General features: G+C 61.0%; 24 protein-coding genes. 11 read left to right on the top strand and 13 right to left on the bottom strand.

Annotated features, from left to right (window positions below; genetic code table 11):
* Positions 1-95 precede the first annotated feature (95 nt).
* Genes petA through ASO19_RS08115 form a run of 3 tightly spaced genes read left to right on the top strand, consistent with a single transcriptional unit; the run spans position 96 to position 2,716 of the window.
* Entirely contained in the window at positions 96-767 is a 672-nt protein-coding gene (gene petA / locus ASO19_RS08125) for a ubiquinol-cytochrome c reductase iron-sulfur subunit (RefSeq protein WP_043558652.1), read from the top strand.
* Between the two features lie 15 nt (positions 768-782).
* Complete coding sequence (locus ASO19_RS08120) at positions 783-1,976, top strand: cytochrome b (RefSeq protein ID WP_043558655.1); 1,194 nt, start codon at positions 783-785, stop codon at positions 1,974-1,976.
* Complete coding sequence (locus tag ASO19_RS08115) at positions 1,973-2,716, top strand: cytochrome c1 (RefSeq protein ID WP_086431723.1); 744 nt, start codon at positions 1,973-1,975, stop codon at positions 2,714-2,716. Before ASO19_RS08120 ends, ASO19_RS08115 begins: the two co-directional genes overlap by 4 nt.
* Positions 2,717-2,775: 59 nt before the next feature.
* Here ASO19_RS08115 and ASO19_RS08110 read toward each other — a convergent pair whose 3' ends face one another.
* The gene (locus ASO19_RS08110; protein WP_043558659.1) at positions 2,776-3,825 is read right to left on the bottom strand and encodes an NADP(H)-dependent aldo-keto reductase; all 1,050 of its coding nucleotides are present in this window, start codon (positions 3,823-3,825) and stop codon (positions 2,776-2,778) included.
* 165 nt (positions 3,826-3,990) lie between these two features.
* On the opposite strand from ASO19_RS08110, the gene ASO19_RS08105 reads away from it, so the two are divergent.
* The 4 genes from ASO19_RS08105 (at position 3,991) to ASO19_RS08090 (ending at position 7,436) form a co-directional block, all read left to right on the top strand.
* A complete protein-coding gene (locus ASO19_RS08105) occupies positions 3,991-4,677 on the top strand; it encodes a winged helix-turn-helix domain-containing protein (RefSeq protein WP_043558662.1) in 687 nt (228 codons plus the stop codon).
* Between the two features lie 11 nt (positions 4,678-4,688).
* Positions 4,689-6,215 (top strand): sensor histidine kinase, encoded by a 1,527-nt coding sequence (locus ASO19_RS08100; RefSeq protein WP_081562482.1) that lies wholly within the window; start codon positions 4,689-4,691, stop codon positions 6,213-6,215.
* A gap of 76 nt (positions 6,216-6,291) precedes the next feature.
* On the top strand, positions 6,292-6,639 hold the full coding sequence (locus ASO19_RS08095) for a hypothetical protein (RefSeq protein WP_227449758.1): 348 nt from the start codon (positions 6,292-6,294) through the stop codon (positions 6,637-6,639).
* Complete coding sequence (locus ASO19_RS08090; protein ID WP_103765765.1) at positions 6,636-7,436, top strand: SIMPL domain-containing protein; 801 nt, start codon at positions 6,636-6,638, stop codon at positions 7,434-7,436. Before ASO19_RS08095 ends, ASO19_RS08090 begins: the two co-directional genes overlap by 4 nt.
* Before the next feature lie 17 nt (positions 7,437-7,453).
* Here ASO19_RS08090 and ASO19_RS08085 read toward each other — a convergent pair whose 3' ends face one another.
* Positions 7,454-8,737 (bottom strand): S1C family serine protease, encoded by a 1,284-nt coding sequence (locus ASO19_RS08085; RefSeq protein WP_227656456.1) that lies wholly within the window; start codon positions 8,735-8,737, stop codon positions 7,454-7,456.
* 345 nt (positions 8,738-9,082) lie between these two features.
* Between ASO19_RS08085 and ASO19_RS08080 the strand changes: the two genes are divergently transcribed.
* Entirely contained in the window at positions 9,083-10,150 is a 1,068-nt protein-coding gene (locus tag ASO19_RS08080; protein WP_181005239.1) for a glycosyltransferase family 32 protein, read from the top strand.
* 68 nt (positions 10,151-10,218) lie between these two features.
* Here ASO19_RS08080 and hrpB read toward each other — a convergent pair whose 3' ends face one another.
* From hrpB to ASO19_RS08055, 5 genes are all read right to left on the bottom strand, one after another.
* Positions 10,219-12,705 carry an ATP-dependent helicase HrpB gene (gene hrpB, locus ASO19_RS08075; RefSeq protein ID WP_103765780.1) on the bottom strand — a complete coding sequence of 829 codons (2,487 nt, stop codon included), beginning with the start codon at positions 12,703-12,705 and terminating at the stop codon, positions 10,219-10,221.
* Between the two features lie 30 nt (positions 12,706-12,735).
* The gene (locus ASO19_RS08070; RefSeq protein ID WP_043558665.1) at positions 12,736-13,275 is read right to left on the bottom strand and encodes an adenine phosphoribosyltransferase; all 540 of its coding nucleotides are present in this window, start codon (positions 13,273-13,275) and stop codon (positions 12,736-12,738) included.
* A gap of 95 nt (positions 13,276-13,370) precedes the next feature.
* A complete protein-coding gene (locus ASO19_RS08065) occupies positions 13,371-14,633 on the bottom strand; it encodes a multidrug effflux MFS transporter (protein ID WP_081847659.1) in 1,263 nt (420 codons plus the stop codon).
* Positions 14,630-15,283 (bottom strand): TVP38/TMEM64 family protein, encoded by a 654-nt coding sequence (locus ASO19_RS08060; RefSeq protein WP_227449756.1) that lies wholly within the window; start codon positions 15,281-15,283, stop codon positions 14,630-14,632. Before ASO19_RS08060 ends, ASO19_RS08065 begins: the two co-directional genes overlap by 4 nt.
* A gap of 14 nt (positions 15,284-15,297) precedes the next feature.
* Complete coding sequence (locus tag ASO19_RS08055; protein ID WP_043558668.1) at positions 15,298-15,876, bottom strand: NUDIX domain-containing protein; 579 nt, start codon at positions 15,874-15,876, stop codon at positions 15,298-15,300.
* 274 nt (positions 15,877-16,150) lie between these two features.
* Between ASO19_RS08055 and ASO19_RS08050 the strand changes: the two genes are divergently transcribed.
* Complete coding sequence (locus tag ASO19_RS08050; RefSeq protein WP_043558670.1) at positions 16,151-17,392, top strand: MFS transporter; 1,242 nt, start codon at positions 16,151-16,153, stop codon at positions 17,390-17,392.
* Between the two features lie 122 nt (positions 17,393-17,514).
* A complete protein-coding gene (locus ASO19_RS08045) occupies positions 17,515-18,069 on the top strand; it encodes an LOG family protein (RefSeq protein WP_043558779.1) in 555 nt (184 codons plus the stop codon).
* On the opposite strand, the gene murA is transcribed toward ASO19_RS08045, so the two are convergent.
* From murA to ASO19_RS08020, 6 genes are all read right to left on the bottom strand, one after another.
* Positions 18,035-19,309 (bottom strand): UDP-N-acetylglucosamine 1-carboxyvinyltransferase, encoded by a 1,275-nt coding sequence (murA, locus tag ASO19_RS08040; protein WP_043558672.1) that lies wholly within the window; start codon positions 19,307-19,309, stop codon positions 18,035-18,037. The genes ASO19_RS08045 and murA overlap by 35 nt on opposite strands.
* Positions 19,310-19,380: 71 nt before the next feature.
* Entirely contained in the window at positions 19,381-19,932 is a 552-nt protein-coding gene (gene dcd / locus ASO19_RS08035) for a dCTP deaminase (protein WP_043558674.1), read from the bottom strand.
* A gap of 159 nt (positions 19,933-20,091) precedes the next feature.
* Positions 20,092-21,081: a DMT family transporter gene (locus ASO19_RS08030; RefSeq protein WP_227431401.1), complete on the bottom strand. Its 990-nt coding sequence runs from the start codon at positions 21,079-21,081 to the stop codon at positions 20,092-20,094.
* Positions 21,082-21,258, bottom strand: coding sequence for a hypothetical protein (locus ASO19_RS09130; RefSeq protein WP_166651588.1), 177 nt, complete (start codon positions 21,256-21,258; stop codon positions 21,082-21,084).
* Positions 21,255-22,454: a glycosyltransferase family 4 protein gene (locus tag ASO19_RS08025; RefSeq protein ID WP_086431746.1), complete on the bottom strand. Its 1,200-nt coding sequence runs from the start codon at positions 22,452-22,454 to the stop codon at positions 21,255-21,257. The genes ASO19_RS09130 and ASO19_RS08025 overlap by 4 nt, the downstream gene beginning before the upstream one ends.
* 40 nt (positions 22,455-22,494) lie before the next feature.
* Complete coding sequence (locus ASO19_RS08020; RefSeq protein ID WP_081563344.1) at positions 22,495-23,520, bottom strand: hypothetical protein; 1,026 nt, start codon at positions 23,518-23,520, stop codon at positions 22,495-22,497.
* A 484-nt stretch (positions 23,521-24,004) separates the two neighbouring features.
* Here ASO19_RS08020 and dnaK point away from each other — a divergent pair, with 484 nt between their 5' ends.
* A complete protein-coding gene (gene dnaK, locus ASO19_RS08015) occupies positions 24,005-25,903 on the top strand; it encodes a molecular chaperone DnaK (RefSeq protein ID WP_103765763.1) in 1,899 nt (632 codons plus the stop codon).
* The last annotated feature ends 155 nt before the right edge of the window (positions 25,904-26,058 follow it).

Genomic DNA, 26,058 nt, shown 5'->3' with positions numbered 1-26,058 from the left:
CCGACAGGAAAAAACGGTCAGCCGGACCCTCCACGGGCCAATTGCACCGCGCTGCGGCTCTTTCTATAAAAAGGGCCTGAGGAGAACGCCCGCCCATGACCCGGAACCATGATGCCAGCACGCCCCATCCATCCCTTGATGAAGAGTCCCTCCTGCCCCGCCCGACACGCCGCACGGTCCTGACGGCTGGGTCCGTGGCGCTGGGAGGGGCCGGGGCCTGTACGCTGGCCGCACCCTTTCTGGACAGTCTCCGCCGCACCCGGGCAAGCTCTGCTGCCAGCACACAGGAAGAAACGGTCCTGGATATTTCCGTACAGGACCTGGAGCCCGGTGCGCACAAGATCGTCGTCTGGCAGGGGATGCCCGTTGCCATCCAGCGCCGCACACCAGAGATGATCCGTGCGCTGGAGGACCCCGCCCTGCTCGCCCAGCTGCTGGACCCGCAATCCCGCATCCGGCAGCAGCCCCGTGAGGCTGAAAATGCCCACCGGTCCCTCCGGCCCGACTATGGCGTGTATGTCACCATCTGCACCCATCTGGGCTGCGTACCGGACTATCAGAACATCACCAGCCTGCCCGCCTCTGGCGGATTCTTCTGCCCCTGCCATGGGTCGCAGTTTGATGGAGCTGGCCGGGTCCTTCGCAACATGCCCGCCCCCTACAATCTCCCGGTTCCCCCACTCCATTTCGTGGATGACCATACAATCAGGCTGGGAGAAAGCCTTCTCTCACCCCATTACGGCATGAACAGCATCCAGCAGCTCTGAGGGACGGTCCACACGATGAACGACAACACACACCCGACCAGAAGCTGGCTCGACTCCCGCCTGCCCTTCCTGCGGCCTTTCTGCCAGCACATGACCCGCTTCCCCATGCCGCCGGTCAATCTGCTCTGGACACTTGGTGCCTGTCTGATGGTTGCTTTCGGGCTGATGGTCGTAAGCGGTCTGTTCCTCTCCCTGCATTACCAACCCGATCTCGCCCAGGCTTTCGACAGTGTGGAAGCCATGGAACGGCGGGTCCCCTCCGGCTGGCTCATCCGCAGCATCCATACAGGCGGGGTCAGCCTGCTCTTTGCTGCGCTCTATCTCCATGTCGGCCGAGGCCTCTGGTACGGGTCTTACAAGGCCCCACGGGAACTTGTCTGGCTCTCCGGCCTGTTCCTGATGCTTCTGTTCATGACGACCGCCTTTGCAGGTTATGTCCTGCCATGGGGGCAGATGTCCTATTGGGGGGCCACCGTCATCACCCATGCCGTGGAGGCCATACCCGGCATCGGTCACGGGCTGCTCGTCTATCTTCTGGGAGAAGACACGCTGGGCGGTGTGGCCCTGCACCGCTTCTTCATCCTGCATTTCACCCTTGGCTTCATCATCGCTGCGGTGGTCGGGCTCCATATACTCTGCCTGCATGGTACAGGCTCCAGCAACCCCACGCTGGACAGCCCCCACCCGGACCGCACGACCCGCCCCTTTGCTCCATTTTATGTGGTGAAGGACTGTCTGGCCGTCTGCGTGTTTCTGGCCCTGTTTGCCGGGCTGATCTTTTTCCTGCCGGGGCTGCTGGGCAAGTTGGACAACATCATCCCAGCCAATCCCCTCAAAACACCGACAGACATCACACCGGAATGGTATCTGGCCCCGTGGTTTGCCATGCTGCGGGCTGTCCCTTCCCGTCTGGGCGGGCTGATTGCAGCAGCCACCAGCCTGCTTGTCCTCTTCATCCTGCCCTGGCTGGACCAGTCCCCCCGCCATAACGCTACCTACCGCCCGCTGGCCCGGATGGGGCTGGGACTGTTCTTCATCGCCTTCATCATCCTCATTCTGGCAGGAATGAACAGAGCTACCCCCCTCTGGGTCTGGCTCAGCCGGGGCGCCATGCTGGTCTGGTTCCTCACCTTTCTGGGGCTGCTCCCTCTGGCAGCCTACAGGGAACGGCGAGCCAGTGACGCCTCCACACAGGGAGATGCACCATGATGCGTTCATGCCTCCGCCCAACGGGCATGGTTTTTCTGGCCGCCCTGTCCCTGGCCCATCTCCCCGCCACGGCCAGAGCGGATGACCCTGCCCCAACACAGGCCCCTGCCGCTGCGCAGGTGGCGGCCCCTGCAACAGTCCCGCCAACCACCATGCGCCCGGAAGAACGGGGGCTGATGATCTTCCAGCAGGTATGCAGCTCCTGCCACAGCATGGAGCGTGCCCATTATGGGGACATGATTGACCTCCAGCCCTCCGTCACGGCCCTGCAACACTGGGCACAGCAGCGTCATGCCGGGCTGGAAAGCCCCATCGCCTCCCCCTATCCCAGTGTGGCTGTAGGCAAGGCCAATAATGGCGGGGACTATCCACCGGACCTCTCCCACATTGCCCGCACCATCCGGGGCGGCCCGGACTATATCCGCCAGATGCTGGCAGGTTACCGCCCCGTTCCGCCCGGCGTCACCCTGGCACCGAATACCTATTACAACCCCATCGCCCTGACGCATCATCACAGGTTTAAGATGCGCCCCCCACTGCATGAGGGCATGATCGCCTTCCCGGACGGTACACAGGCCACCATTCCCCAGATGGCCAGCGACGTGACGGCCTTTCTCCAGTGGGCTGATGATTCCCACCGCAGCACCCGCCATTTCATCGGCACGGCCGTCCTGCTCTATCTCGCCCTGCTGGGCGGAATACTGCTTGCGCTCTGGCGGCTGCTGAAAAAAGAAGCCTGAAACGGAAAAGCCCCGCCCCAGAAACCGGGACGGGGCCAACCTCGGAACGACATCCGGCCTCAGGGCGCTGGATTGGCGTTCAACTGGTGGATGGCGTTGATCTTCTCTTCCAGCTCCGGCGTGATCTCCACCTGAATGGAGGTCAGAGCCGTCTCAAGCTGTTCCATCGTCGTGGCACCGATGATGTTGGATGTCACGAACGGGCGTGACGTGACGAACGCAATAGCCATCTGGGCGAAATCAAGCCCGGATTCCTTCGCCAGAGCCTGATAGGCCCGGATGGCATCATCCACACCCGGCTTTTCATAACGCTGGCCCCGGTTGAACAGGGTCGTCCGGGCTCCCGGCGGGCGGGCACCATCCAGATATTTGCCGGTCAGATAGCCCTGCGCCAGAGGGGAATAGGCCAGCAGGCCGACATCTTCCCGCAGACCCATCTCGGCCAGACCGATCTCATAGGTCCGGTTCAGCAGATTGTAGGCATTCTGGATGGAAGCAATGCGGGGCTGCTTTTCCTCCCGGGAAACACGCAGGAACTCGGACACGCCCCAAGCGGTCTCATTGGAGAGACCGACATGACGGACCTTGCCTTCCTTCACCAGCTCACCCAGAGCGCCCAGTGTCTCGGCAATCGGTACCTCATCAGCATCGGAGAGCGTGCGGAAGGTCGTGCCGCCCTCACCAAAGATGTTCACCACCCGGTCCGGCCAGTGCAGCTGGTAAAGGTCCAGATAATCAGTGTTCAGCCGCTTCAGGGACTCATCAATGGCATAACGTATCTGTGCCGGTGTCAGACGTGGCTTTTCACCATCGGGGCGAAACCAGTCATTCTGGCTGCGTCCGACAACCTTGCTGGCAAGGATGACCTTGTCCCGGTTGCCACGGGCCTTCAGCCAGCTTCCCACGATCCGCTCAGTCGAACCCTGCGTCTCCGCACGCGGTGGAATCGAATAAAGTTCAGCCGTGTCGATGAAATTTACGCCATGTTCAAGCGCCATATCGAGCTGGGCATGACCCTCTGCCTCGGTATTCTGCTGGCCGAACGTCATGGTGCCAAGGCAGAGCTCACTCACCTTCAGGCCAGTCCGTCCCAGTGTTCTGTACTGCATGGGCATTCCTTCCTGTCATGGTCACTATATGGCGGGCATCCTGACATGCCCGTAATGTAGGGCCCGACCACCAGGCAAGGGCCTGCTTCCCTTTTGCCCCGGCTTGCCGCTATCCTGCCCCACAACGATACACCACGCAGCATATCAGGAAAACAGGCAGGACCAATGCGTATTCTACTGGTTGAGGATGATCCGACTGTCCGCTCCTTTGTCCTCAAGGGGCTGAAAGAAGCTGGCCATAACGTGGACCAGGCCGACAACGGCAAGGATGGGCTGTATCTGGCCATTGGCGAGAAATACGACATCATCATCCTCGACAGGATGCTCCCCGGTGGCATTGACGGGCTGAACATCCTTGAAACCCTGCGTGGCCAGAAGAACAACACCCCCGTGCTGCTGCTCTCCGCTCTTTCCGACGTGGATGACAGGGTGGATGGGCTGCGGGCCGGCGGGGATGATTATGTCACGAAGCCTTTCGCCTTCTCCGAGCTTCTGGCCCGTGTGGAAGCCCTGGGGCGCCGGGGCCACAATGAATCCGCCCCGGAAACATCCCTGACCGTAGGCGACCTGACGCTGGACCTCCTCTCCCGCGAAGTCCGCCGTGATGGGCAGAAAATCGATCTCCAGCCCCGTGAATTCCGCCTTCTGGAGTTTCTCGTCCGCCATGCGGGGCAGGTTGTCACCCGGACGATGCTGCTGGAGAAAGTCTGGGACTATCACTTCGACCCGCAGACGAACGTGATTGATGTCCATGTCTCCCGCCTGCGCCAGAAAGTGGACAAGCCGTTTGAGACGGCCATCATCCACACGGTCCGCAATGCAGGCTATATCCTCCGCCCCACGCAGGACTGACAGCCAACACCATGGCAGAGGAAAGGACACCCCTATACCGCCGTCTGTCCCGCCGCCACCTGTTCCGACTCCCTCTCCTCCACAGCCGGAACGGAAAACGGCGCTGGCCCATCCGCTCGGCGGGCATCAATTTTGCTCTGGGCTATGGTGTCCTGTTTCTCATTTCGGCCACGCTGTTTCTCTCCTTCATCTGGTGGAGCAGCACAAACCTGCTGAACGACCATGTCCGTGCCTTCATCGAGACAGATGCGCAGGAACTCCGGCACCGCTGGGGGCACGGCGGAGCCCCCGCCCTGAGTGAGGCCATCAATGACAGGCTGGAACAGAACATTGATGATGACGCCCTCTATCTGCTGATAGACCGCCATGGGCGGCGAATGGCGGGCAACCTGCCGGGCTGGCCGGTGGCCGTCAAAAAGATGAACCACTTTTACGAGCTGACCATCCGCCGCTACACCTTCACGACGCCTGCCCAGTTCAAGGCCTATACCCTGCCGCATGGCTTCAAGCTGATTGTCGGGCACGACATACGGGGCCGCACCCTCCTCAGCACTGTCATCACCCGCACGCTCATCTGGTGTGCCGTCATGATCTCCCTGCTGGCCGTGGGCGGCGCCCTGGTGGTACGGGACCTCTTCCGCCGCATGGTTGGCTCCATCGCCCGTACAGCCTCTGCCGTAGCCAATGGCGACCTCAACCACCGCATCGCCCTGACAGGCAGTGAAACCGATCTCGTCGCCGAAACGGTCAATACCATGCTGGACAGGATCAACCGGCTGATGGAGGGCGTCCGCCAGGTCTCCAACGCCATTGCGCATGACCTCCGCACCCCCATAACCCGGGCCCGCAACCAGCTGGAAGAAGCTTTCTTCTCTGCCACCTCACCCGATGAACTGCGCACGGCCGTGGACAGGGCCATCGGGGACCTGGACCACATTACCGGCATCTTCGAGGCCCTCCTCCGGATCGCCCAGATAGAAGCAGGAGCACGCCGCTCGGCCTTCACGACCGTCAACCTCAACCAGCTCCTGTCCAACATGGCTGAACTCTACGAAGCCTCGGCCGAGGATGCCGGGCTGAGCCTGGCACTGGATGTCACCCCTCTGCCCTCCCTGTTTGGTGATGAAAGAATGCTCCAGCAGGCACTGGCCAACCTGCTGGACAATGCCATAAAATTCTCCCCACCAAACAGTACGCTGACCCTCAGCGCCCATCCCGTCATGGCCGGAACAGCCCCGGGCAGCGGCGCAGAGAAAAAACCACAGGGACTCGAGATCAGCGTCCGGGATCAGGGGCCGGGAATGAATGATGCCGACATACTGCGCGCCCACGAGCGCTTCTTCCGGGCTGAAAGCGCCCGCAACACGCCAGGCTCCGGCCTTGGCCTCTCTCTGGTACAGGCCGTCACCAGCCTGCATCATGGCCGTCTGACCCTTACCCAGGCCAATCCCGGCCTGAAAGTCACACTCTTCCTGCCCCTTCTGCCAGAAGCAGAACGGACCGGCAGAAGCACCACTCCGGCGGAAACCACACCATGAGACACCGTCCCGTCAGGCCTGTTACCAAATCTTCATTCCTCGCCCATCTTCCGGGCAAACAAGCTGTGATAGTCTGATGACCATGCGCACCGTTTTCTTCCTCACTGTCCTTCTCCTGCTGGCCCAGATGCCGCTCCGGCCGGGGCACGCCTGGGGGTCACTGCTGCCGGAAGAAGAACCCTCCACCCCTGCGCAGGACCTTGTCATCACCAGCGACAGCCAGGCTTACTGCGCCCAGCTCAGCGAGCATCTGGCAGAAAAGATGCGCATGCCTCATGATGTTCCCGTCGGGGCCATGGATGATGCACGGCATCTTCAGGAAGAAGGGCAGGAACTCTGCCAGCAGAACCACATACGGGCGGGCATAGGCCGCCTGCGGCGCGCACTTGTTCTGCTGAAAAATCAGGAAGGCTCCCACCAATGACCCTCCATCGTTCGCTGAAATTCACGGGCCTGACTGCACTGGCCACCGGATGTCTGCTAGGCAGCGTGGCCATGGCAGCTCCCCCAGCACCAACCATCCCCGATGGCGAACCCCCTGCCATGATCCCGCCAGAGCCGCCACACCCACATGGTACGCTGCTCGCCTTTGCCGTTTCTGATGAAGCACAGGCAAAGGCAGATACGCTCTCCATACGCTTTTCAGCCAGAACGGAGGGCAGTTCTCCCACCGGCACCCAGCAGCACCTCAACCAGCTTGTCAGCAGTGCCATGGCCATCCTGAAAGATCAGCCGGACGTGAAAAGTACGGCGGAGACTTACACGGTCGGGCAGGAATATGGTCCTCATGACAAACGCAGCTGGGTTGCCCGCCAGAGCCTGACCCTGAGCAGCCAGAACCGTGACGGCCTGCTTGCTCTGGCCGAAAAACTTCAGAAACTGGGGCTAGGCCTTGAGGACATGCAATGGACTCTCAACCCCGAGACCCGTGAAAAGCTGGAAAAGCAGGCCCGTCTGGGAGCCCTGAAAAAGCTCCGCCAGCAGGCCGAAGAAGATGCCGCCGCTCTGGGCCAGACCCTGATTGGTCTGGAACGTGTGCGTATCGGGAGCCACGGCGCAGATGGTTTTGAACCGCTCCACCCCGCAGGCCCAATGCTCATGATGGCCGAAGCCCGCAGCTCTGCCGCAGCACCGGAGAGCACGGCAGAAATGCAGACCGTCCGTGTCACCGTCAGCGCCCAGGCCCGTCTGGCAGACAGGGAACCCCCGACTGCACCCTGATGGAGGGGCAGCCAGCCCTAGAAAACCGTCGTGGGGCGCTTGCCCAGCGCAACCGGGAGGGTGATGATCTTGCCCTCCCGCCTTATGGTGAAATTGAAAACCGTCCCGGGATGGGCTGCCGCAACACTGCGCAACACCGTCCGGGCATCATGCACCGGGATGTTGCCAATCGCCAGGATGGCATCCTTCTTCCGTAGGCCTCCCCGCCATGCCGCTCCGTGAGGATCCACATCCTCCACCCACATGGGGAAACTGGAATCGTTGAGCGTCACACCCAGCCAGCCATGTTCCACATGGCCCGTCTGGCGGATGGCCTCCACGACAGGCGCCACGATTTCCGACGGAATACCAAAGCCAATCCCCACGGAACCATCACTGGGGGACGCAATGGCGGCGTTCATTGCCACGACCTGCCCCTGGAGATTGAAAGCAGGCCCACCAGAATTGCCCGGATTGATGGGGGCATCCAGCTGCATGAAGTCATCCAGCGCCCCACTGCCCAGATCACGTCCGACAGCAGAAACAATGCCCGCCGTCACTGACGACCCGAACCCGAACGGATTGCCTGCCACAAGTATCCAGTCCCCAATTTCCACCTGCCGGCTGTCCCCCCAGGAAACGCAGGGCAGCGGTGTCGGGCTATCCACTTTGATGACGGCAATATCCGTCATCGGGTCATCCCCCAGGCTGTGAGCGGGCAGGGAGCGGCCGTCAGACAGGGACACCATGATCCTCGTGGCGTGGCCGATGACATGCCGGTTCGTCACGATGATGCCAGAAGCATCCACCACGAAACCGGATCCCGCCCCTGTCAGCTCGTCATCAGCCGGATGCAGCATGTGATGCCCCTTGCCCGTCACATGATGCCGGAGACGATGCTTCTTCCGGGGGGCCGGTGAAGCGCGGCGCTGCTCCTGGCTGGCAGGCGGAGAGGCCGTATCAGGCTCTCCCTCATCATCCTCATCCGCCGAGGATGACGCATGAGAGATTGAAATATTCACCACCGCCGGAATGACCTGATGGACCAGAGGCGCAAAACTGGGCAGATTCAACGCCTCCCGCAAAGCGGGCGCTTCATGGTTCACACCCACGGGCAGGGCCCCCACCGGCGTGGCAGCAGGCGGCAGCACAAGCGGAGACGATACCGGAACAGGCGGATGACGGACCGCCTTATACAGGCTCGTATTCTTTATCGGCTCGGGAACTTTTTCCCCACCAGGCACCCACCACAGGCATACGCCCGCAGCCACCATGCTCCCCACGGCCGCCGGCAGCAGGACAGACCAGACCAAGTGCCTCATAACCGGCTGCATTCACATGCGCTCCCCTCACTGCGGCACGGCTGCCGCAATGTCTCTTCAAGTCTTCCACTCCCTACCACACTCCATCCCGTTTGAAAGCACCTTCCTGACCTTCAGGCTGTACCACATATCAGCCCGCCTCAGCAGAAAACACCCCGTCTCCACCTTGCAAAATACTTGCAGGGACCCGGTCTCCGTGGCAGTTTACTTTTCTTTCATTTTCAGGGCAGGTAAGGCAGGTCAGGAAAGACCCAGCATTCAGACAGCACGGGCTGAAAACAACCATGCCCCCCACCTCCTGAAGACCTGAAAAAGACATGCCGGATGCGCCAGAAGGACGGATACATGACAGCCCACAGCGAACGTAATGCAATTGCCCTGCATCACCCGATTTTCGTGACGTATTTCTTTACGGTTCTCATCATCCAGAATGATGAGTTCAGGCATGTCGATTTCTGCGACATCGAACATTACAGGGCCTGCCTCCCCACCCATGGACAGCTGACGGCACATGGCATCACCGTCCTGAACCCGAAGGATGATACGTTCGTCCTGCTGAAAGACGGCAATTTCCTGTCCGCCCGCCCCGAAGGCACCTTCGGCTTCGCCAACAAGGCCAACTGGTGGGAAGAGTTCAGACGCCTCTCAAGCATTCCTTTCAAATTCGTTCAGGAAAAACCTTTTTCTCCCCGTATACCGCACATCATCCACCAGACAGACAATGCCCTTCACCCGGAAACAGGCTATCTTGAAAACATAACGTCCCTGAAAACAATGAATAAGGACTGGGAGTACCGGTATTATTCAGAAAAAGACCGCATTGACTTCATCCATACCCATTATGGATGGGACGTGCTGAGTGTCTATCTGCGGCTGAACCGCCTCTATGGCGCAGCACAGGCGGATTTTTTCAGATATCTCTGCCTGTATCAGCATGGCGGTGTCTATCTGGACATGAAATCGGGCAGCAGCCGGCCATTATCCTCCATTATCCGTGATGACGACCAGTTCATCATTTCACAATGGGACTGGAGCCTGCCCCAATACTTCGAATGGGGCAAAAAAGCCGAACTTTCCCACATTGAAGGGGGCGAATTCCCCATATGGTGTCTCATCTGTGCGCCAGGTCATCCTCTTATGGCCAAGGTCATCAACCAGCTGATCGCCAACATCTTCCTTTACACGCCCAACCTGCACAGCACGGGCAGCGTGGCAACACTGAAAGTGACCGGCCCCATCCTGTTCACAAGAGTCGTCTTCAACAACCTGAACAAATTCGACATCAGGATGGAAAACATTCTGGCGAAGGGCCTCAATCCCCACATGGTGAAGAACATTTACCGCAAGGACCAATATCACGAGCAGGTCCTGCCCCTCGTCATACAATCCACCCGTGTAGGCGATACCATATGATGGCTTCTCCTCCCCGAAGCAGTACATGCTCGAACCACCGGGGACAGAAAACCGGAGACTGAACGGCCTCAAGCCTCCTCGGCGGGATTTTCGGGCCATTTATGTCTGGGGTAGCGCCCCCGCATGTCCCGCCGCATGTCCAGCCAGCCTGACGTCCAGAACTGGGCAAGGTCCGCCGTCACGGCCTGTGGCCGTCCGGCAGGGGACAGCAGGGTAGCATGGAGCGGCACCCGGCCACCTGCCAGCTTCGGCAGGGCCGTGGTGCCATAAAAGTCCTGCGCCCGGGCAGAAAGGGATGGCACGACCGTCGTGTAATCAATGCGCCTGCGCCCGACCTTCAGAGCCACATGGGACGGAAGCTGGCGGTCCAGCTCCTGCCTGTCCTCATAGGACAGACGGCTGGCCAGAATGGCCGCAAGGTCCAGCTCCTGAATCTGTGTGAGCCGGTCCAGTCCCGCAAGCCACGGTTCCAGCCACTCCATGTCCTCGGCCAGAGCCTCGTCAGACAGATCAGGCAGATGGGGCGCATAATGCGTCCGGGCCAGAGCGACACGGGCCTGAAACTGGCGGGCCGCCGCCGACCAGTCCAGATGCCGGGCCAGATCAGACCGCACCTTCGCCAGAAGGGCCGCCGTGATGTCTTCCGCCTCGGGGGAGACGTTACGATCCTTCAGCACCAGATTGCCCAGCCGCAGCCTCTGCCGGACAATAACCTTGCCCGATGTACCATCAAGGGCCGGTTCCCGCTGTTCCTTCAGGCTGGCCTGTACGGAATCGGGCAGGGTCTCCAGCGTGACCGGAGCCGCAAGGGTCATGTCCGTCCCCTTGCGGACATGAAAGGCCGCCCCAGCCAGAAGGTCCTCCTGCACCAGCGGGTCTGTCGCCCCCAAGCGGGCACTGCCACCTCCTGCCAGACGGTACCGTCCATCGGCACTGGTCCGCTGTGCCAGACGGTCAGGGAACCCCGCCGCCACCAGACGTCCCGCGATGTGACCCGTCAGCCCATCGCTCACGAGGTCCGCAAGACCATCCTGCCCTGTCCCCTGCCCGGCCCGGCGCAGGAACCGCCCCGCAGCATGGCGGAGCTGCCGCACCACATGCCTGGGAACACGGGCATCATCCTGCATGAAGAGTTTCAGACGCAGCCGGAGGTCAGCGGAGGCCTCTCCTCCCCGGCCCCCACGACCGCCCAGCGGATCACGTTCTTCCAGAAGGGCCGCCAGACAGGCCGCCACGGCCATCTCCTCCACCGTCCGGGCAGCGCAGAGCATCGCAGCCAGCCGGGGATGCGTGCCAAACCCGACCATCCGCTGCCCCAGAGCCGTCAGCTCCCGCTGACCATCCAGAGCCCCCAGAAACTGGAGAAGGGACTGCGCTGCGGCCAGTCCCCCCTCCGGGGCTGGCTCGATGAGCGGCAGGGCCACCGGGGCCGTGCCCATCGCCTGCTGCCAGGCTGCCGTCACGAGGGCAAAATCACACAGGTCCGCCTCCCTTATGGCGGGGACTTCCTGCACAATCAGGCTACGCTGGGTCATTTCAGACCAGAGACGGATGGCAATACCGGGAGCCTGACGCCCCGCACGGCCTGCCCTCTGTTCCGCCGTTGCCCGGGAAATGCGCCGTGTATGAAGGCGGGGCAGGCCCGTACCGGCATCACGCTGGGGCAGACGCCGCCAGCCACCATCCACCACCACACGCACACCGGGAACCGTCACGGACGTTTCAGCAATGGATGTCGCCAGCACGATACGCCGCCCGGACTCCGGAGCCAGCGCACGGGCCTGATCCTCCACCGACTGCTCCCCGTACAGAGGATGGACAGGCACCCGGTCCCCAAGAAGTCCCTGAAGACTGGCCTGCGCCCTGCGGATTTCTCCCACCCCGGGCAGGAACGCCAGAATGGAGCCCTCTTCCTCCCGCCAGGCCTGTGCCACGGCCTGGGCACAGCTCTCCGGCAGATCACGCAGATGGGCAATGTCCCGCCGGTAGCGGACCTCCACCGGGTGCTGCCGTCCGTCACTCTCGATCAGCGGGGCCTGAAGGGCGGTCGTGAAAATGCCCGCATCCAACGTGGCCGACATGGCCACGAGCCGCAGCTCCGGCCGCAGGCTCTGCTGCATGTCCCGGCAGAACCCCAGAGCCGTGTCGCCATCCAGTGACCGCTCATGCACTTCATCAAACAGGACGGCAGATACGCCATCCAGCAGGGGGTCTGCCAGCAGACGGCGGACCAGCAGACCCTCCGTGACGACTTCAATACGAGTCCGGGCCGAAACGGCACTGTCGATGCGGGTGCGATAGCCGATCACCCCGCCGGGGGCTTCACCCCGCAAGGCCGCCATACGCTGGGCCGCTCCCCGTACGGCCACACGCCGTGGCTCCACAAGCAGGATACGGCCATCCCCCAGCCAGTCAGGCGCAACCTCCAGCAGAAAAGGCGGCACGGCCGTGGTCTTCCCGGCACCCGGCGGCGCCACCAGCACGGCATTGGAGCCAGCAGCCAGTGCCTCCAGCAAAGCCGGCAGGACCGCCGTCACGGGCAGGGAATCCGACATCATGCTGCCTCCTGTAGGCCCTGTCCCGGCTCAGTCCTCGTATGTCAGAAGGGACGTGACCGGCACGTCAACCTTTCCACGGCCTCCCAGAGCCAGCAGCTCGATCATCACGGAAGCCCCGACAACCTCAGCCCCAGCCTTGCGCAGAAGGTCGATGGAGGCAGCCAGCGTACCGCCGGTTGCCAGAAGATCATCCAGCACCACCACACGCTGGCCGGGACGGACAGCATCCGCCTGGATGTGCAGCTCATCCTCACCATATTCGAGGCTATATCTGTGGGAAATGGTCTTGCCCGGCAGCTTGCCCGGCTTGCGCAGCATGGTGAAACCACAGCCGAGGCGGGTTGCCAGCGGAGCTGCCGTGAGGAAGCCACGGCTCTCGATCCCTGCCAGAAGGTCTGGCTGGAAGCGGGCCACCGCCTGCGCCAGACGCCCCGTAGCCACCTGCCACGCTTCCGGATTCCGGATCAGGGTGGAAATGTCATAAAACAGGATGCCCGGTTTCGGAAAATCCGGAACTTCACGGATATACTGTTTCAAATCCAGCGGAGCAGGGTCTTCAAAGGACATGGCAGGCCTTCACATTGCAGGTCATGATATGCACGAAGCCCCCCTTATAGGCCCTTGTGCCGTCCTTTTGAAAGGGAAGGCTCTCCTTGCTGCCATCAGGGAGCCATGCGGGCAAACAGGATCATGAGGAGGAAAGCCGCCAGCAGCATTCCCCCCATCGGGATCGCCGTACCCACCGGCAGCCATGAGAACATGACACTGGCCAGAATACCGAACACATACTGCCCCGTCCCCGCCAGAGCGGTAGCGACACCGGCATTGCGCCCCTGTGTCAGCAGGGCACCGGCCATGGCATTGGGGCCAATGCATCCCCCCGGCCCCAGCGCACAGAGCATCGCCCCGAACAGTGGCCAGAGATAGATGTGCCTGAGATGCCCTGCCGCATCGACATCCAGTGCAGACCAGATGGCCAGCCCCAGCAGTACAACCGCCCCGACGCAGCTGATGGCAAGCCCGGCCCGAAGCAGGGTCCGGCTGTGATAGTAGTTCAGCAACCAGGCATTGATCTGGGACGAACCGATCATGCACACCGCCATCACACCAAACAGCACGCCATACTGGAACGGCGTGAACGCATACACGCTCTCGAAGAGGAAGGGTGCAGCCGTCAGATAGGTGAAAATGACGAATCCCTGCACCATCCAGATGAGCGCATTGAAGCGGTAGTTCCTGTCCTTCAGGGTCTGCCCATACCGGACGATAATGGGCCAGAGACGCATGGGGTGACGGTCTTCGCCATCCAGTGTTTCTGGCAGGAAAAGGAAGACCGCCAGCAGCCCCACTACACCATAAAGGGACGTTGCCCAGAAAATGTCCCGCCAGCTGATGAACTGGAGAGCAAAACCACCCAGAGCCGGCGCCAGAATGGGCACGACACCCTGTATGAGAATAAGGCGGGACATCATCTTCGCCGTGGCGTCACCGACTGTCAGGTCCCTGACGCAGGCATTGGGCACCACGAGGCTGGCAGCCCCCATCAGGGCGGCAAAAGCCCGGAAGAAACAGAGCATGGGCATGGAGGTCGAAAGGGCACAGCCTGCTGCGGCCAGAGCATAGAACAGGGTACCCACAAGCAGCGGACGACGACGACCAAAGCGGTCCGTCACCGGCCCGACAATGATCTGCCCGATGGCCAGCCCCGCCACCCAGGCCGCCATCGTCAGGCTGCCCGTTCCCGGTGCGGAACCAAGCTGCTGCTCCATCTCTGGCAGGGCCGGCAGATAGATATCTGTCGAGACAGGGCCAACCGCCGTCAGCGTTCCCAGAAGGATCGGCAGCCAGAAAGGCATCTTCCCACCCTTGATAAGCGGTTTGCCAATCAGGGCATGTTCAAAAAAGCCATGCTGTGACGTCTTCATGCTCCGCTATCCTGCCTTTCCCATCTCATCTCTTTGTGAAACCCGCGTAATACCCAGCCTCCCAACACGGCGGAAAGAAGTGCCAGCACGGCGGCGGTAACCAGTGCCCAGCCATGGCGTAGTTCTACACCCCTGCCAGCCAGAAGAAAAACCAGATTCTGGGGCAATCCTCCCAGCATGGTCGCCAGCAGGAACCGGCCAACTGCAAGCCCCGCCATGCCAGACGAGACCGATACCAGGAGGGCAGACCCGACCGGCAGCAGCCGGGCACAGGCCACCATGCGGAATGGAGCCCGCTGTCCAGCCCGGATGAACCACGGCACGGAAGCCGCCCTGACCGGGCATTTCCACCGCCAGAGCCGCCCCCAGCCATAGCCCAGCAGGGCACCGGCCCCATAGGCCAGGCTGGCCTCCACCACCCCGATGCCAATGCCAAACCCCGCTCCCAGCACGAAACAGAGTGCCTGCCGGGGCAGACCAAAAGCACAATACAGCACGGCCAGCGGCAGGACCCGCAGGGCCGCATAAGGCTGCCCGGCCCACTCCCGCATCAGTCCCAGCCCATGCTGGATGGCCGGAATCCGCCACAAAAGCAGCGGCCCTCCCACCAGAAGCAGGACCAGAAGAGCGGGGCGGACTGCCGCCCGCAACGGAACGGGACTCCTCAGAGCAGACCCCGGGCCCGTATCTGGGCATAGGCGGCCAGCGTAACCATGCAGGTCATCTCCCCTTCCACGATCATGCGCTCAAACTCGGCAAGCGGGATGTCTTTCACCTTCATGTCGGCTTCCGTCGCTTCCCGCTCGGCCTCACCACGGACAAGATTCCGGGCCAGAAAAACATGCCCCATCTGCGTGGAGTATCCAGCTCCCTGATACAGTGTCCCTGCATGGATCAACTCACCGGCACGCAGGCCCGTTTCCTCCCGCAGCTCACCAAGGGCAAGCTCCGTGGCATCTGCATCCGGCCGTGTCTCCCACATGCCCATGGGAAACTCCCAGAGCCGCTTTCCCACCGGGTAGCGGAACTGCTGGACCAGTGTCAGGCGACCATCAGCATGCATGGGCATGATGACGGCAAACGTCCCCCGTTCGACAACGCCGTACAGGCCCTTCCTGCCACCAGGATGGATGATCCTGTCTTCCCGCACCGCAGTCCATGGGTTTTCATAAACCATCTCGGAAGAAAGAATCTGGTAGCCTGCATCCTCACAGGCTTTCTTTACCGCATCATCAATCATCATCGGCTCCTTCGCAGCAATGGCCGGTCGCTCATCATCGTGATCAGGCCGCCCTGTATCATGGTGAAGAAGAAAAAGTGAAACGCTTTACCCCAACCAGCCAGATATCATCCTACTGACATCCCTGCATGGCAGCCATTCATAACTATGCAAGCTGGGCAAATCATTGCCCCGTGACGCAAAAGGCTTTCTCACCTATGGTCGATAACCAAGAAAGGCTGTGCCGGTTACAGTTACCAGGTGGGCACGGCTTGCGGAAACTGCAAAGGGGACGCCCATGTCTGATGAAGACGCAACCTATACGTGCTCGCCGACCATGCGGGTCATGCCCGTAGTCCTGTTCAACCTCCTTGTCTATTTTGTCATCGGGCTGCCCAATGCCATCATTGGTGCCCAGTTCGTGCACAACACGCTGGGTTTCAGCACAGCCATTGCCGCCAGCACCATCTCCCTGCAGTACATCGGTACCGCCATGGGGCGTGTGATCGTCGGTCATCGCATTGACGTGCATGGCCCCAAGGCCATTCTGCGGTATGGTCTCATCTTCTGCACCATCTCCGGCCTGCTGATGTGCCTTGCGGCTCTGATCCCCAGCTTCATGGGCCTGAATGACACGTCCCGCTATGTGGCCCTGGGCATTGCCCTCATCAGCCGTCTCTTCATCGGCTGGTCCGAGAGCTGCACCTCCACCTCCGTCACGACATGGAACCTGCGCCGCGTCGGCCCTGCGCACTCCTCCGTCGCCATTTCCTGGAACGGTGTCACCTCCTACGGTGGTATCGCCGTTGGCGTGACCGTCGGCCAGTTCCTCAGCGGCATCCTGCCGAACATCCGGCTGCTGCCCGTCGGCATTTTTGCCACCCTGCTGGGTATTGGCGGCATCATCCTGCTGACCTTCTACAAAGCCATCAAGCCGCTGCCGAGCAAAGGCAAGCCGATGTCCTTCGCCCTCGCCGTCAAGAAAGTGCTGCCGTATGGTGCCGCTCTGGCTGCCGGGTCTGTCGGCTTTGGTACGGTCAACAGCTTCCTGGCCCTGTATTACACGGATAACCACTGGACTGGCCTGGGTGTGGCCTTCGGCGTTTTCGCTGCCTGCTTCATCTTCATGCGTATTTTCGTCTCCGGCCAGATCGACAAGCATGGCGGTGTGCCGATCGCTTACATGTCCCTGGTGACGGAAGCCATTGCCATGGCCGTCTTCTGCCTGGTGCACAACCCCACGGGTGGCCTGATCGGTGCTGCACTGACGGGTGCGGGCTTCTCCCTGCTCTTCCCCGCCATGGGCACCATGGCCGTCCGTACCGATGGGCCGGAGTTCCACGGTATCCTGATCGCCGCCTACTCCATCTTCACCGACCTGACCATCGTGATTTCCAGCTGGTTCATGGGCGGTCTGCGTGACCACATGGGCTGGGGTGTCATGTTTGCCGTGGCTGGTGTGCTCTGCATCAGTGGTATCGCCTTCAGTGCCATCTTCTCCCGTATTCCGGGATGTGGTGTGCCGAAAAACGCTGCCTGACCAACAGCCGCCTGCTGGGTGGGGCCTTTCCCGGTTCCTCCCCAGCGGGGCTGCCAGTTGCCAGAATGCCGGGTACAGTCTTCTCTGCCCGGCATTTTTCTGTTCGGAGGAAACAGTCCATCATGACCATCCGCTCCTGCTCCGTCTTCTGCGGGTCACGCCCCGGGCACGATCCGGCCCACATGCAGGTAGCCCGTGCCCTCGGAACAGCCCTGGGGGAAGCGGGTCTCACTCTCGTCTATGGGGGCGGGACTGCTGGCCTGATGGGCGCCGTGGCCGATGCTACCCTGCTGGCCGGCGGTACCGTAAAAGGCATCATTCCCCGCTTTCTGGAAGCGCAGGAAATCCTGCATGAAGGCGTCACAGACCTGGAAGTGACAGAAGACATGCCCAGCCGGAAAGCCCGGCTATTCGAAGAAGCTGACGCTTATGTCATCCTCCCCGGAGGGTTTGGCACATTCGACGAATTCATGGAGGTTCTCGTGAACCGCCAGCTGGGGCTGAGCCAGCGGCCCATCATCATTCTCAACACCAATGGCTGGGCCGACCCGCTCATCGCCCTGCTGCAGGCCACGCAGGCACAGGGTTTCGCCGATGCAGGGGCAGAAACCCTCTACGAGGTCGTAACGGACGTGCCCAGCGTCATGCGGCGTCTGAAGAAACCTTCACACGCCTGATCTTGGCCCCGCAGGCGGAGAGCTTCTTCTCCACATGCTCATACCCACGGTCGAGATGATAGACACGGCTCAGTTCCGTCTCACCCTCGGCCACGAGGCCAGCCAGGATCAGTGAAAAAGATGCCCTCAGATCCGTGGCCATCACCTTGGCACCAGAGAGGCGTTCCACCCCACGGATCACGGCTGACCGCCCCTGGATGGTGATGTTGGCCCCCATGCGGTTCAGTTCCGGCACATGCATGAAACGGTTCTCGAAGATCGTTTCCGTAATCATGGACGCTCCCTCCGCTACAGAGAGCATGGCCATGAACTGCGCCTGCATGTCGGTCGGGAAACCGGGGTAAGGTTCGGTTGTCAGGTCCAGCCCCCGCAGCTTTCCCTCACTCCGTATCCGCAAGCCATCAGCCTCTTCCGTAACATCCACGCCAACCTGCTGGAGCGCATAGACAACCGCTTCCTGATCTACCATGCGGCCACCTTCCAGCAGGACATCCCCACCCGTCATGCCCACGGCGCAGGCATAGGTGCCACACTCGATGCGGTCTGGCATGACGGAGTAACGAGCACCATGAAGCTGCTCCACCCCCTCTACCATGATGGTGCCGGAATGTGCCCCGGTGATCTTCGCCCCCATGGCATTGAGGCAGTTGGCAAGGTCCAGAATTTCCGGCTCCCGGGCAGCATTGACGATCTCCGTCGTGCCACGGGCCAGCGTGGCTGCCATGAGAACATTCTCCGTCGCCCCCACACTGGGGAATGGCAGCACGACACGCCCGCCCTTCAGGCCATTGGGCGCTCTGGCATTGATGTAACCCCCCTCCAGCGTGATCTCGGCGCCCAGGGCCTCCAGTCCTTTGAGATGAAGGTCCACCGGGCGTGTCCCGATGGCACACCCACCCGGCAGGGAGACACGGGCTTCTCCCATACGGGTCAGCAGAGGTCCCAGAACAAGAATGGAGGCCCGCATCCGGGACACGATGTCGTAAGGAGCCTCTACCGACTGGATGGTTCCACCAAGGCTGAGCTGCCGGGGACCATCAATCTCCACCACGTCATAACCCAGCTGCCCCAGCAGGGTCCGCATGGTACGGATATCCGCAATATCGGGAATATTGGAAAGGATGAGAGGCCCTTCGGAAAGCAGGGCGGCCACCATCAGTTTCAGGCCCGAATTCTTGGCCCCACCAACAGAAATGCGCCCCTCAAGACGGTGGCCACCTTCGATCAGGAAATAATCCATCTGTCTCTCTCCATACCTCATCCCATCACCGTGCCTCACAGGCTGGATGAGGTTCTCTGCTTGTCTGAATTTTAAAGCCGCGGGGGCGTTACACCGGACTGGCGCATATACTTTCCGGCACGGTCAGCATAGCTGACTTCACAAGGACTGGCTCCCTGAAAAAACAGAAACTGGCAGATGCCCTCATTGGCATAGATACGGGCTGGCAGGGGGGTGGTATTGCTGATCTCGATGGTCACCTGCCCCTCCCATTCCGGCTCCAGCGGTGTGACGTTGACGATGATCCCACAGCGGGCATAGGTGGACTTGCCAAGGCACACGACCAGCGTATCACGGGGGATGCGGAAATATTCCACCGTATGGGCCAGGGCAAAACTGTTGGGCGGGATGATGATGTCCCCGCGGCGTGTCACGAAACTGTCAGCAGAGAAATTCTTGGGGTCCACCACGGCACTGTCAACATCTGTGAAGATGTGAAATTCATCAGCGACACGAGCATCATACCCATAGGAGGACAACCCGTAGGAAATGACCTTCTCACGCTTCTGCGCCTCGACAAACGGCTCTATCATGCCGTGTTCCTGCGCCATGTGGCGTATCCAGTGGTCAGGCATGATCGACATGGCCGTTCTCCCTTGTGGATGGTGATGTCTTACTGAAAATCGACAAAAACCTGACAGGGACAGACCGCCCCCGGACAGAGACAGACCCGACCAGCCGGGCCTGCCCTGTCATATCATCTGTCTGCCCCGGCGCAAAGCGGAGGAACGGCCCGGAGGGGGTCAATCCCCCGATGAACCACGGATCACCAGCTCAGACATGCTGAGCCGACGGCGACGCTTCCTCTCCGAAGGCAGTTCACGCACAGCACCACCACGCAACGTCCGACGGAAGCGGGGCCAGCGGGGTTTGACCTCACTGGCCAGCACACCAGCCACAATGAAACCAGCCCCAATGAGCGTGGTCATCGTCAACACGTCACCCGTCACCCAACCAACCAGCCCCCCCCAGATCGGCTCACTGGAATAGATGAGGGTCGCCTTGGTGGGAGAGACCGTTTTCTGCGCCCAGTTGAGCACCAGCTGGGTAGCCGCACTCACAATGCCCATCACCAGCGCACACCCCATCCAGCCCCAGCTGAAGGCGGGCACATGCTCTCCCATTACCGGCATGGCACAGAAAGCAAAAAGTCCACCCGCCACAAGCTGGACAAACGCCATGCGGCGGCTATCCGTGTGAAGAGCGAACAGCCCGACGCAGATGATCTCAAAAGCGTAAGAAAAAGTCCCCAGCAGGGTCAGGCCGTCACCCGTGCTCATGGTCAGGCCGGTCTTCCACGGCTCGGCCAGCAGAACCAGCCCAACGAAGGCAAGAAAAATGCCGGCAATCCCACTCCTGCTCGGAGCCTTGCGCAGGATGATCCACTGAAGCAGCGGCACCAACGGCACATAGAGAGCTGTCAGAAAGGCAGAACGGCTGCTGGTGATGCTCATCAGCCCGATCGTCTGACAGATGTAACCGAAAGCCAGCACAATACCGATCAGCCCGCCACGCCATATCTCCGAACGTGGAATCCCCTGCATGATATGCTTGCGCCCAACAAAACAGACCACAAACAGGGCAGCGATGAGGAACCGGACCCCGATGAAAAACAGAGGACCGCTAGTCTTCAGCGCCATCTGGATGATGTAGTAGGTCCCCCCCCACAACACCGTGATGATACCGAGGGCAACCTCCTGCCGCGATGGCAGTGGCAGACGCGGGCTGGTCACTCAGCGATCCCCCTGGCTGGCAGAGGCTGTTACACGCCCAGACACGGCCGGACGGCTGCGCTGCTGCTGTTTGCGACGCAGAAGGTTGGCCCGCAGGGCCTGGGCTTCCCGCAGCTGGCGCTCCTGCCGTGCTGTCATGGGGGCTTCGCCGGTCTTTCTCTCCTGTTCAGGCTTCATGAACCTGCATCCCTCTCCTCATGAAAGCGCACAAACGCTTCCCGCAAGCCAGCAGGAAGCAGCTCATCATACACGCCCAGCGTCGCCCGCTGCATGTGCTGCTTGGTATAATGGGCAAGAGCATGGGCACGGATCTCGTCCTGCCGCTCTGCCATAAGTTCTGGTGGCACGTCCAGCACTTCCCTCAGGGCACCGGCCAGCGCCCGATGGTCCCCCGCCGGAACAAGCGTCCCGCTTTCACCATGCTGTATGGTTTCCTTCAGGCCGCCACGGGCCGAGCCGATCACCCAGCAGCCCATCATCTGTGCTTCCACCGGCACCCGCCCGAAGGGCTCAGGTCGGAGAGAAGGCACCGTCACAACATGCGCCAGCCGGTAGGCCGCTGCCATGTCCCGGCAGGGACCAGCAAAACGCAGACGAGTCGCTATGCCCCGCTCCTCGGCCATCCTGTGCAGCATCCGGGCATAGCTGCTGTCCTCCCCTGGCCCGACCATGACGCAGACCCAGTCCAGCCCCGGATGATGGGTGGCCAGATAGCCAAGAGCCTCGATCAGACATTCCTGTCCTTTCCAGCGGGTCATGCGGCCGGGCATGAGAATGATGCGGCTTTCCTCACCAATTCGCCAGCGCTCCAGCAGCGTCTGCATCTGGAGGCCTTTCACCGCCCCCGGGGAAAAAATCTCCGGATCACTGCCACGGGGGATGATGCGCAGCCTGTCCTCCCCAACCCTGTAATCATGCCGCAGTCTCTCGCCGATATGCTCGGAAACGGCAATGACACGCTGCCCCCGTACCAGAGCGGAATTATAGAACTTCTTGAGCCAGAAATTCGTCTGGTGGTCACCGTGCCAGGTCGTCACCAACGGCACTTTCTCCCGACGGCAGGCCACAACCGCCACAAGAGCCGGATACCGGGACCGGGCATGGACAAGATCGACCCCCTCCTGCCGGATCAGCATCTGCAAGGCCTTCACCCGGCTGAAAAAATACCGCAGGGACATCCTCTTGCGAAACGCCAGCTCCACATGTTCACCACCGACATACCGCAGACGGGACAGCAGAGCTCCACTCTCCGCCGCCACGAGCGCCCGGCCACCGGCCTGACTTATGGCTTCGGCCATGTCGATGGCGCCACGCTCAAGGCCGCCAATACCCAATGCCGGCAGAATCTGAAGGATCACCGGTTTCTGCTTCATGACCATTTTTCCGCTATGTCCACACCCATCCCGTGCCCGGTCACCCTGCCGGAATCGTCACGACGGCACCGCCGCCATGACTGGTTGCCGCAAGGGTACTGAGGACCTGCACCATGGTGAATGCCTCCTTGCTACGGAAATCCGTATCGGAAATCCAGTACCAGCACTTTTTATAGAAAACGGAAACATAGCTTTCCCCAGGTTCATTCCTGCCGGAATGAATGGCAACCTCAGGGCGGCTCTCGATGCCAACCTGCCCGATGGTCGGCAGGGTCCTGCCGGAGCGGACATCCTTCTCCGGCACTTCCATCTCGTAGGAAAGCTGGGTCAGCATGGCGAGCATGGACCGTGTGAGAATGGCGATCTGCCCCTGTTTCTTCGGATATGGCCCATAGACGATCTCCGCCTCCGCCGTATTGGGCTCCAGATGCAGCAGGCGGCGTACCTCCCCCTGTATGGCCTGAAGATTGCTGTCCGCCGTGGTTGTCAGCACAAGATAGATATGCTCGCCAGACGTATTGCCTGATCCCCCGCCACCATTGCCGGACCCGGCATTGCCATTCCCCTGACCGGTTGCACTGCCAGTACCCGATTTCCCCCCCTTGCCGGAGGCAGCCGGGTCATCGGTAGAAATACGTACCGTCATCGCCCCGGCCAGCTGAAGCTGGCGCAGGTCATGCAGAAGCAGGTAGAACCGCACGGACCCACCCCCGAATGGCCCGACACCCCGCACATTGGACAATCCATCAATGGACTGTGCCGTCAGCCGCAGGAGAGTGTCGATGGCCATGCCACCAAGACTGAGCGGCATGATGGCCGTGGGCGAAATGGGACGCACCACATTTTCCGCATACTGCTCACCTGTCAGAGGCTGATAGGTGATGGTCGGATTTTCCGCCTGGGAAAGTGTCCCCGTTCCAAACAGGTAATTGCTGACAGCAGAAGCCGGATAGCCATAGTACCCCCCCGAAACACTGCGGGAGAAGTTGTAACCGGCGATCACCTGTGTCGTGTCAAGAAACGCAGGCGGCTCGCCATAACGCAGCCGCACGATATTGAGCAGCATCTCACGCTTCTGCACTTCCCCCAGTGCCCGGGAATAAGCCAGCTGATCATTCTGGAGATGTTCCGGCCCTATGGGCTGGCAGGCACACAGCAGCAGAAAAGCAGCAGACGGCAGAAAAAGAACCGAACACCAGGTCGGGCCCCGCCCCGGCTCGGAAAACAGGGGCAGAAGACGGCCCGCCTTGCGGAACAGGGAAAACAGACAGGACAGAAGACAGGCTCCCACGGATGAAACCGGTTGCAGGGTAAAGGTGGGACCTTACCCGAAAAAGAAGACCTTGACCAAAAAGAAACTCCTCACACCTCCAGCAGGACACTGTAAATCTTTTCCATTCCTGCTCTTGAAACACAAGACACCCCTCCCCAGATCGAACAGCAAGGGTGTTGCAGGCCTTGGCCTGCCCCCAGACCTGATAACGTCGCAATAGGGCTTCTCCCAATGCCTTGAGGGGTTGTGGGAAGCCGCTGAAAAGGGACAGATATCCATGGGCAAGATTATTGGTATTGACCTCGGGACCACCAACTCCTGCGTTGCAGTCCGCGAGGGTAACGAGAACAGGGTGATCGAGAACAGCGAAGGTGCCCGCACCACGCCGTCTGTCGTTGCCTTTACAGATAGCGGTGAGCGTCTGGTCGGTCAGGCCGCCAAGCGTCAGGCCGTCACCAACCCCACCAACACGCTTTATGCCGTCAAGCGTCTGATCGGTCGCCGCTACGATGACCCGACCGTCGCCAAGGACCAGAAGACCGTTCCCTACGAAATCGTGAAGGGTGACAACGGCGATGCATGGGTGCGTGCCCGTGGTGAGAACTACGCTCCGTCCCAGATTTCCGCCTTTGTTCTCGGCAAGATGAAAGAGACGGCAGAGGCCTATCTGGGCGAGAAGGTGACCGAAGCCGTCATCACCGTTCCGGCCTACTTCAACGATGCACAGCGTCAGGCCACCCGTGATGCGGGCCGCATCGCTGGTCTGGACGTCAAGCGCATCATCAACGAGCCGACCGCCGCCGCTCTCGCTTACGGGCTCGAGAAGGGCGATTCCGGCAACGTGGCCGTGTATGACCTTGGTGGTGGTACGTTCGACATCTCCATCCTCGAAATCTCCGATGGCGTGATCGAGGTGAAGTCCACCAATGGTGATACCTTCCTCGGTGGTGAAGACTTCGACAACAAGCTGATCGACTATCTGGCTGACGAGTTCAAGCGTGAGCAGGGTCTGGACCTGCGCACGGACAAGATGGCCCTCCAGCGCCTGAAGGAAGCCGCCGAGAAGGCCAAGATCGAGCTGTCCTCCGCCAAGGAAACGGAAGTCAACCTGCCCTTCATCACGGCAGATGCCTCCGGTCCGAAGCATCTGGTCGTCAAGGTGACCCGTGCAAAGCTGGAAAGCCTCGTTGAAGACCTCATCAAGCGCTCTCTGGAGCCCTGCCGCAAGGCCCTCAAGGATGCTGATCTGACACCGGCTGACATCAAGGAAGTCATCCTTGTCGGTGGCCAGACCCGTATGCCGAAGGTCGTGGAAAGCGTGAAGGAGTTCTTCGGCAAGGAACCCGCCCGCAACGTGAACCCGGACGAAGTGGTTGCCATCGGTGCCGCCGTGCAGGGTGGCGTGCTCCAGGGTGACGTGAAGGACGTGCTGCTGCTGGACGTGACCCCGCTGTCCCTCGGTATCGAGACGCTGGGTGGTGTCTTCACCCGTCTGATCGACCGCAACACGACGATCCCGACCAAGAAGAGCCAGACCTTCTCCACAGCCGAAGACAACCAGCCTGCCGTGACCATCAAGGTCTTCCAGGGTGAGCGCGAAATGGCTGCGGACAACAAGCTGCTCGGCAACTTCGACCTGACAGGCATCGCTCCGGCTCCCCGTGGTGTGCCGCAGATTGAAGTGACCTTCGACATTGACGCCAACGGTATCGTGAACGTCTCCGCCAAGGACAAGGCCACAGGCAAGGAGCAGAACATCTCCATCAAGAGCGATGGTGGTCTCTCCGATGCCGACATTGATCGCATGGTCAAGGAAGCTGAGGAGAACGCCTCTGCTGACAAGGCCCGCCGTGAGCTGGTGGACCTGCGTAACAGCACCGAAGCCATGATCCATCAGACGGAGAAGACCCTCTCCGAAAATGGTGACAAGGTTCCGGCCGCTGACAAGACCGAAGCCGAGGAAGCCATCAAGAAGGCCCGCGAAGCTCTGGAAAGCGACAATGCCGAGACCATCAAGAGCGCCAGCGAGCATCTGACACAGGTTGCCATGAAGGTTGGTCAGGCCGTCCATCAGGCCGGTGCCTCCGCCGGTGAGGAACATCAGGCCGGTGGCAAGACTGACGAAGATGTCGTCGATGCTGAATTCGAAGATGTTGACGACAAGAAAAAGAAATAATCGCTGAAAAGGGACGGAGTCCGTGTCGGCAGGCCGGGCTCCTTTCCTGCGGTTGGCGTCTTGTTTCCCTCTCTCTGCGGGGAACAGGCGCCCTTTTTACATTGAGGGCCTTGCACCTGTCCGGCTCCGGCAGGCCACACCCCGCACGCCTTGTC

Origin of the sequence: Parasaccharibacter apium (genome assembly GCF_002917995.1) — a bacterium.
GTDB lineage: Bacteria > Pseudomonadota > Alphaproteobacteria > Acetobacterales > Acetobacteraceae > Bombella > Bombella apis.
Note: the sequence above shows the minus strand (reverse complement) of the source record. Positions and strands in the feature narration are given on the sequence as shown.

What these genes read in the sequence shown, in the direction of transcription:
- ASO19_RS08055 (WP_043558668.1), bottom strand. Translation starts at nt 15,876, where the DNA reads ATGATGATTGATGATGCGGTAAAGAAAGCCTGTGAGGATGCAGGCTAC.
- ASO19_RS09130 (WP_166651588.1), bottom strand. Translation starts at nt 21,258, where the DNA reads ATGAAGCCTGAACAGGAGAGAAAGACCGGCGAAGCCCCCATGACAGCA.
- dcd (WP_043558674.1), bottom strand. Translation starts at nt 19,932, where the DNA reads ATGTCGATCATGCCTGACCACTGGATACGCCACATGGCGCAGGAACAC.
- ASO19_RS08105 (WP_043558662.1), top strand. Translation starts at nt 3,991, where the DNA reads ATGCGTATTCTACTGGTTGAGGATGATCCGACTGTCCGCTCCTTTGTC.
- ASO19_RS08120 (WP_043558655.1), top strand. Translation starts at nt 783, where the DNA reads ATGAACGACAACACACACCCGACCAGAAGCTGGCTCGACTCCCGCCTG.
- petA (WP_043558652.1), top strand. Translation starts at nt 96, where the DNA reads ATGACCCGGAACCATGATGCCAGCACGCCCCATCCATCCCTTGATGAA.
- ASO19_RS08115 (WP_086431723.1), top strand. Translation starts at nt 1,973, where the DNA reads ATGATGCGTTCATGCCTCCGCCCAACGGGCATGGTTTTTCTGGCCGCC.
- ASO19_RS08100 (WP_081562482.1), top strand. Translation starts at nt 4,689, where the DNA reads ATGGCAGAGGAAAGGACACCCCTATACCGCCGTCTGTCCCGCCGCCAC.
- hrpB (WP_103765780.1), bottom strand. Translation starts at nt 12,705, where the DNA reads ATGTCGGATTCCCTGCCCGTGACGGCGGTCCTGCCGGCTTTGCTGGAG.
- ASO19_RS08110 (WP_043558659.1), bottom strand. Translation starts at nt 3,825, where the DNA reads ATGCAGTACAGAACACTGGGACGGACTGGCCTGAAGGTGAGTGAGCTC.
- ASO19_RS08025 (WP_086431746.1), bottom strand. Translation starts at nt 22,454, where the DNA reads ATGAAGCAGAAACCGGTGATCCTTCAGATTCTGCCGGCATTGGGTATT.
- ASO19_RS08045 (WP_043558779.1), top strand. Translation starts at nt 17,515, where the DNA reads ATGACCATCCGCTCCTGCTCCGTCTTCTGCGGGTCACGCCCCGGGCAC.
- ASO19_RS08070 (WP_043558665.1), bottom strand. Translation starts at nt 13,275, where the DNA reads ATGTCCTTTGAAGACCCTGCTCCGCTGGATTTGAAACAGTATATCCGT.
- ASO19_RS08050 (WP_043558670.1), top strand. Translation starts at nt 16,151, where the DNA reads ATGTCTGATGAAGACGCAACCTATACGTGCTCGCCGACCATGCGGGTC.
- ASO19_RS08090 (WP_103765765.1), top strand. Translation starts at nt 6,636, where the DNA reads ATGACCCTCCATCGTTCGCTGAAATTCACGGGCCTGACTGCACTGGCC.
- ASO19_RS08065 (WP_081847659.1), bottom strand. Translation starts at nt 14,633, where the DNA reads ATGAAGACGTCACAGCATGGCTTTTTTGAACATGCCCTGATTGGCAAA.
- ASO19_RS08080 (WP_181005239.1), top strand. Translation starts at nt 9,083, where the DNA reads ATGACAGCCCACAGCGAACGTAATGCAATTGCCCTGCATCACCCGATT.
- ASO19_RS08095 (WP_227449758.1), top strand. Translation starts at nt 6,292, where the DNA reads ATGACCATGCGCACCGTTTTCTTCCTCACTGTCCTTCTCCTGCTGGCC.
- ASO19_RS08020 (WP_081563344.1), bottom strand. Translation starts at nt 23,520, where the DNA reads ATGCTGCTCAATATCGTGCGGCTGCGTTATGGCGAGCCGCCTGCGTTT.
- ASO19_RS08085 (WP_227656456.1), bottom strand. Translation starts at nt 8,737, where the DNA reads ATGAGGCACTTGGTCTGGTCTGTCCTGCTGCCGGCGGCCGTGGGGAGC.
- dnaK (WP_103765763.1), top strand. Translation starts at nt 24,005, where the DNA reads ATGGGCAAGATTATTGGTATTGACCTCGGGACCACCAACTCCTGCGTT.
- murA (WP_043558672.1), bottom strand. Translation starts at nt 19,309, where the DNA reads ATGGATTATTTCCTGATCGAAGGTGGCCACCGTCTTGAGGGGCGCATT.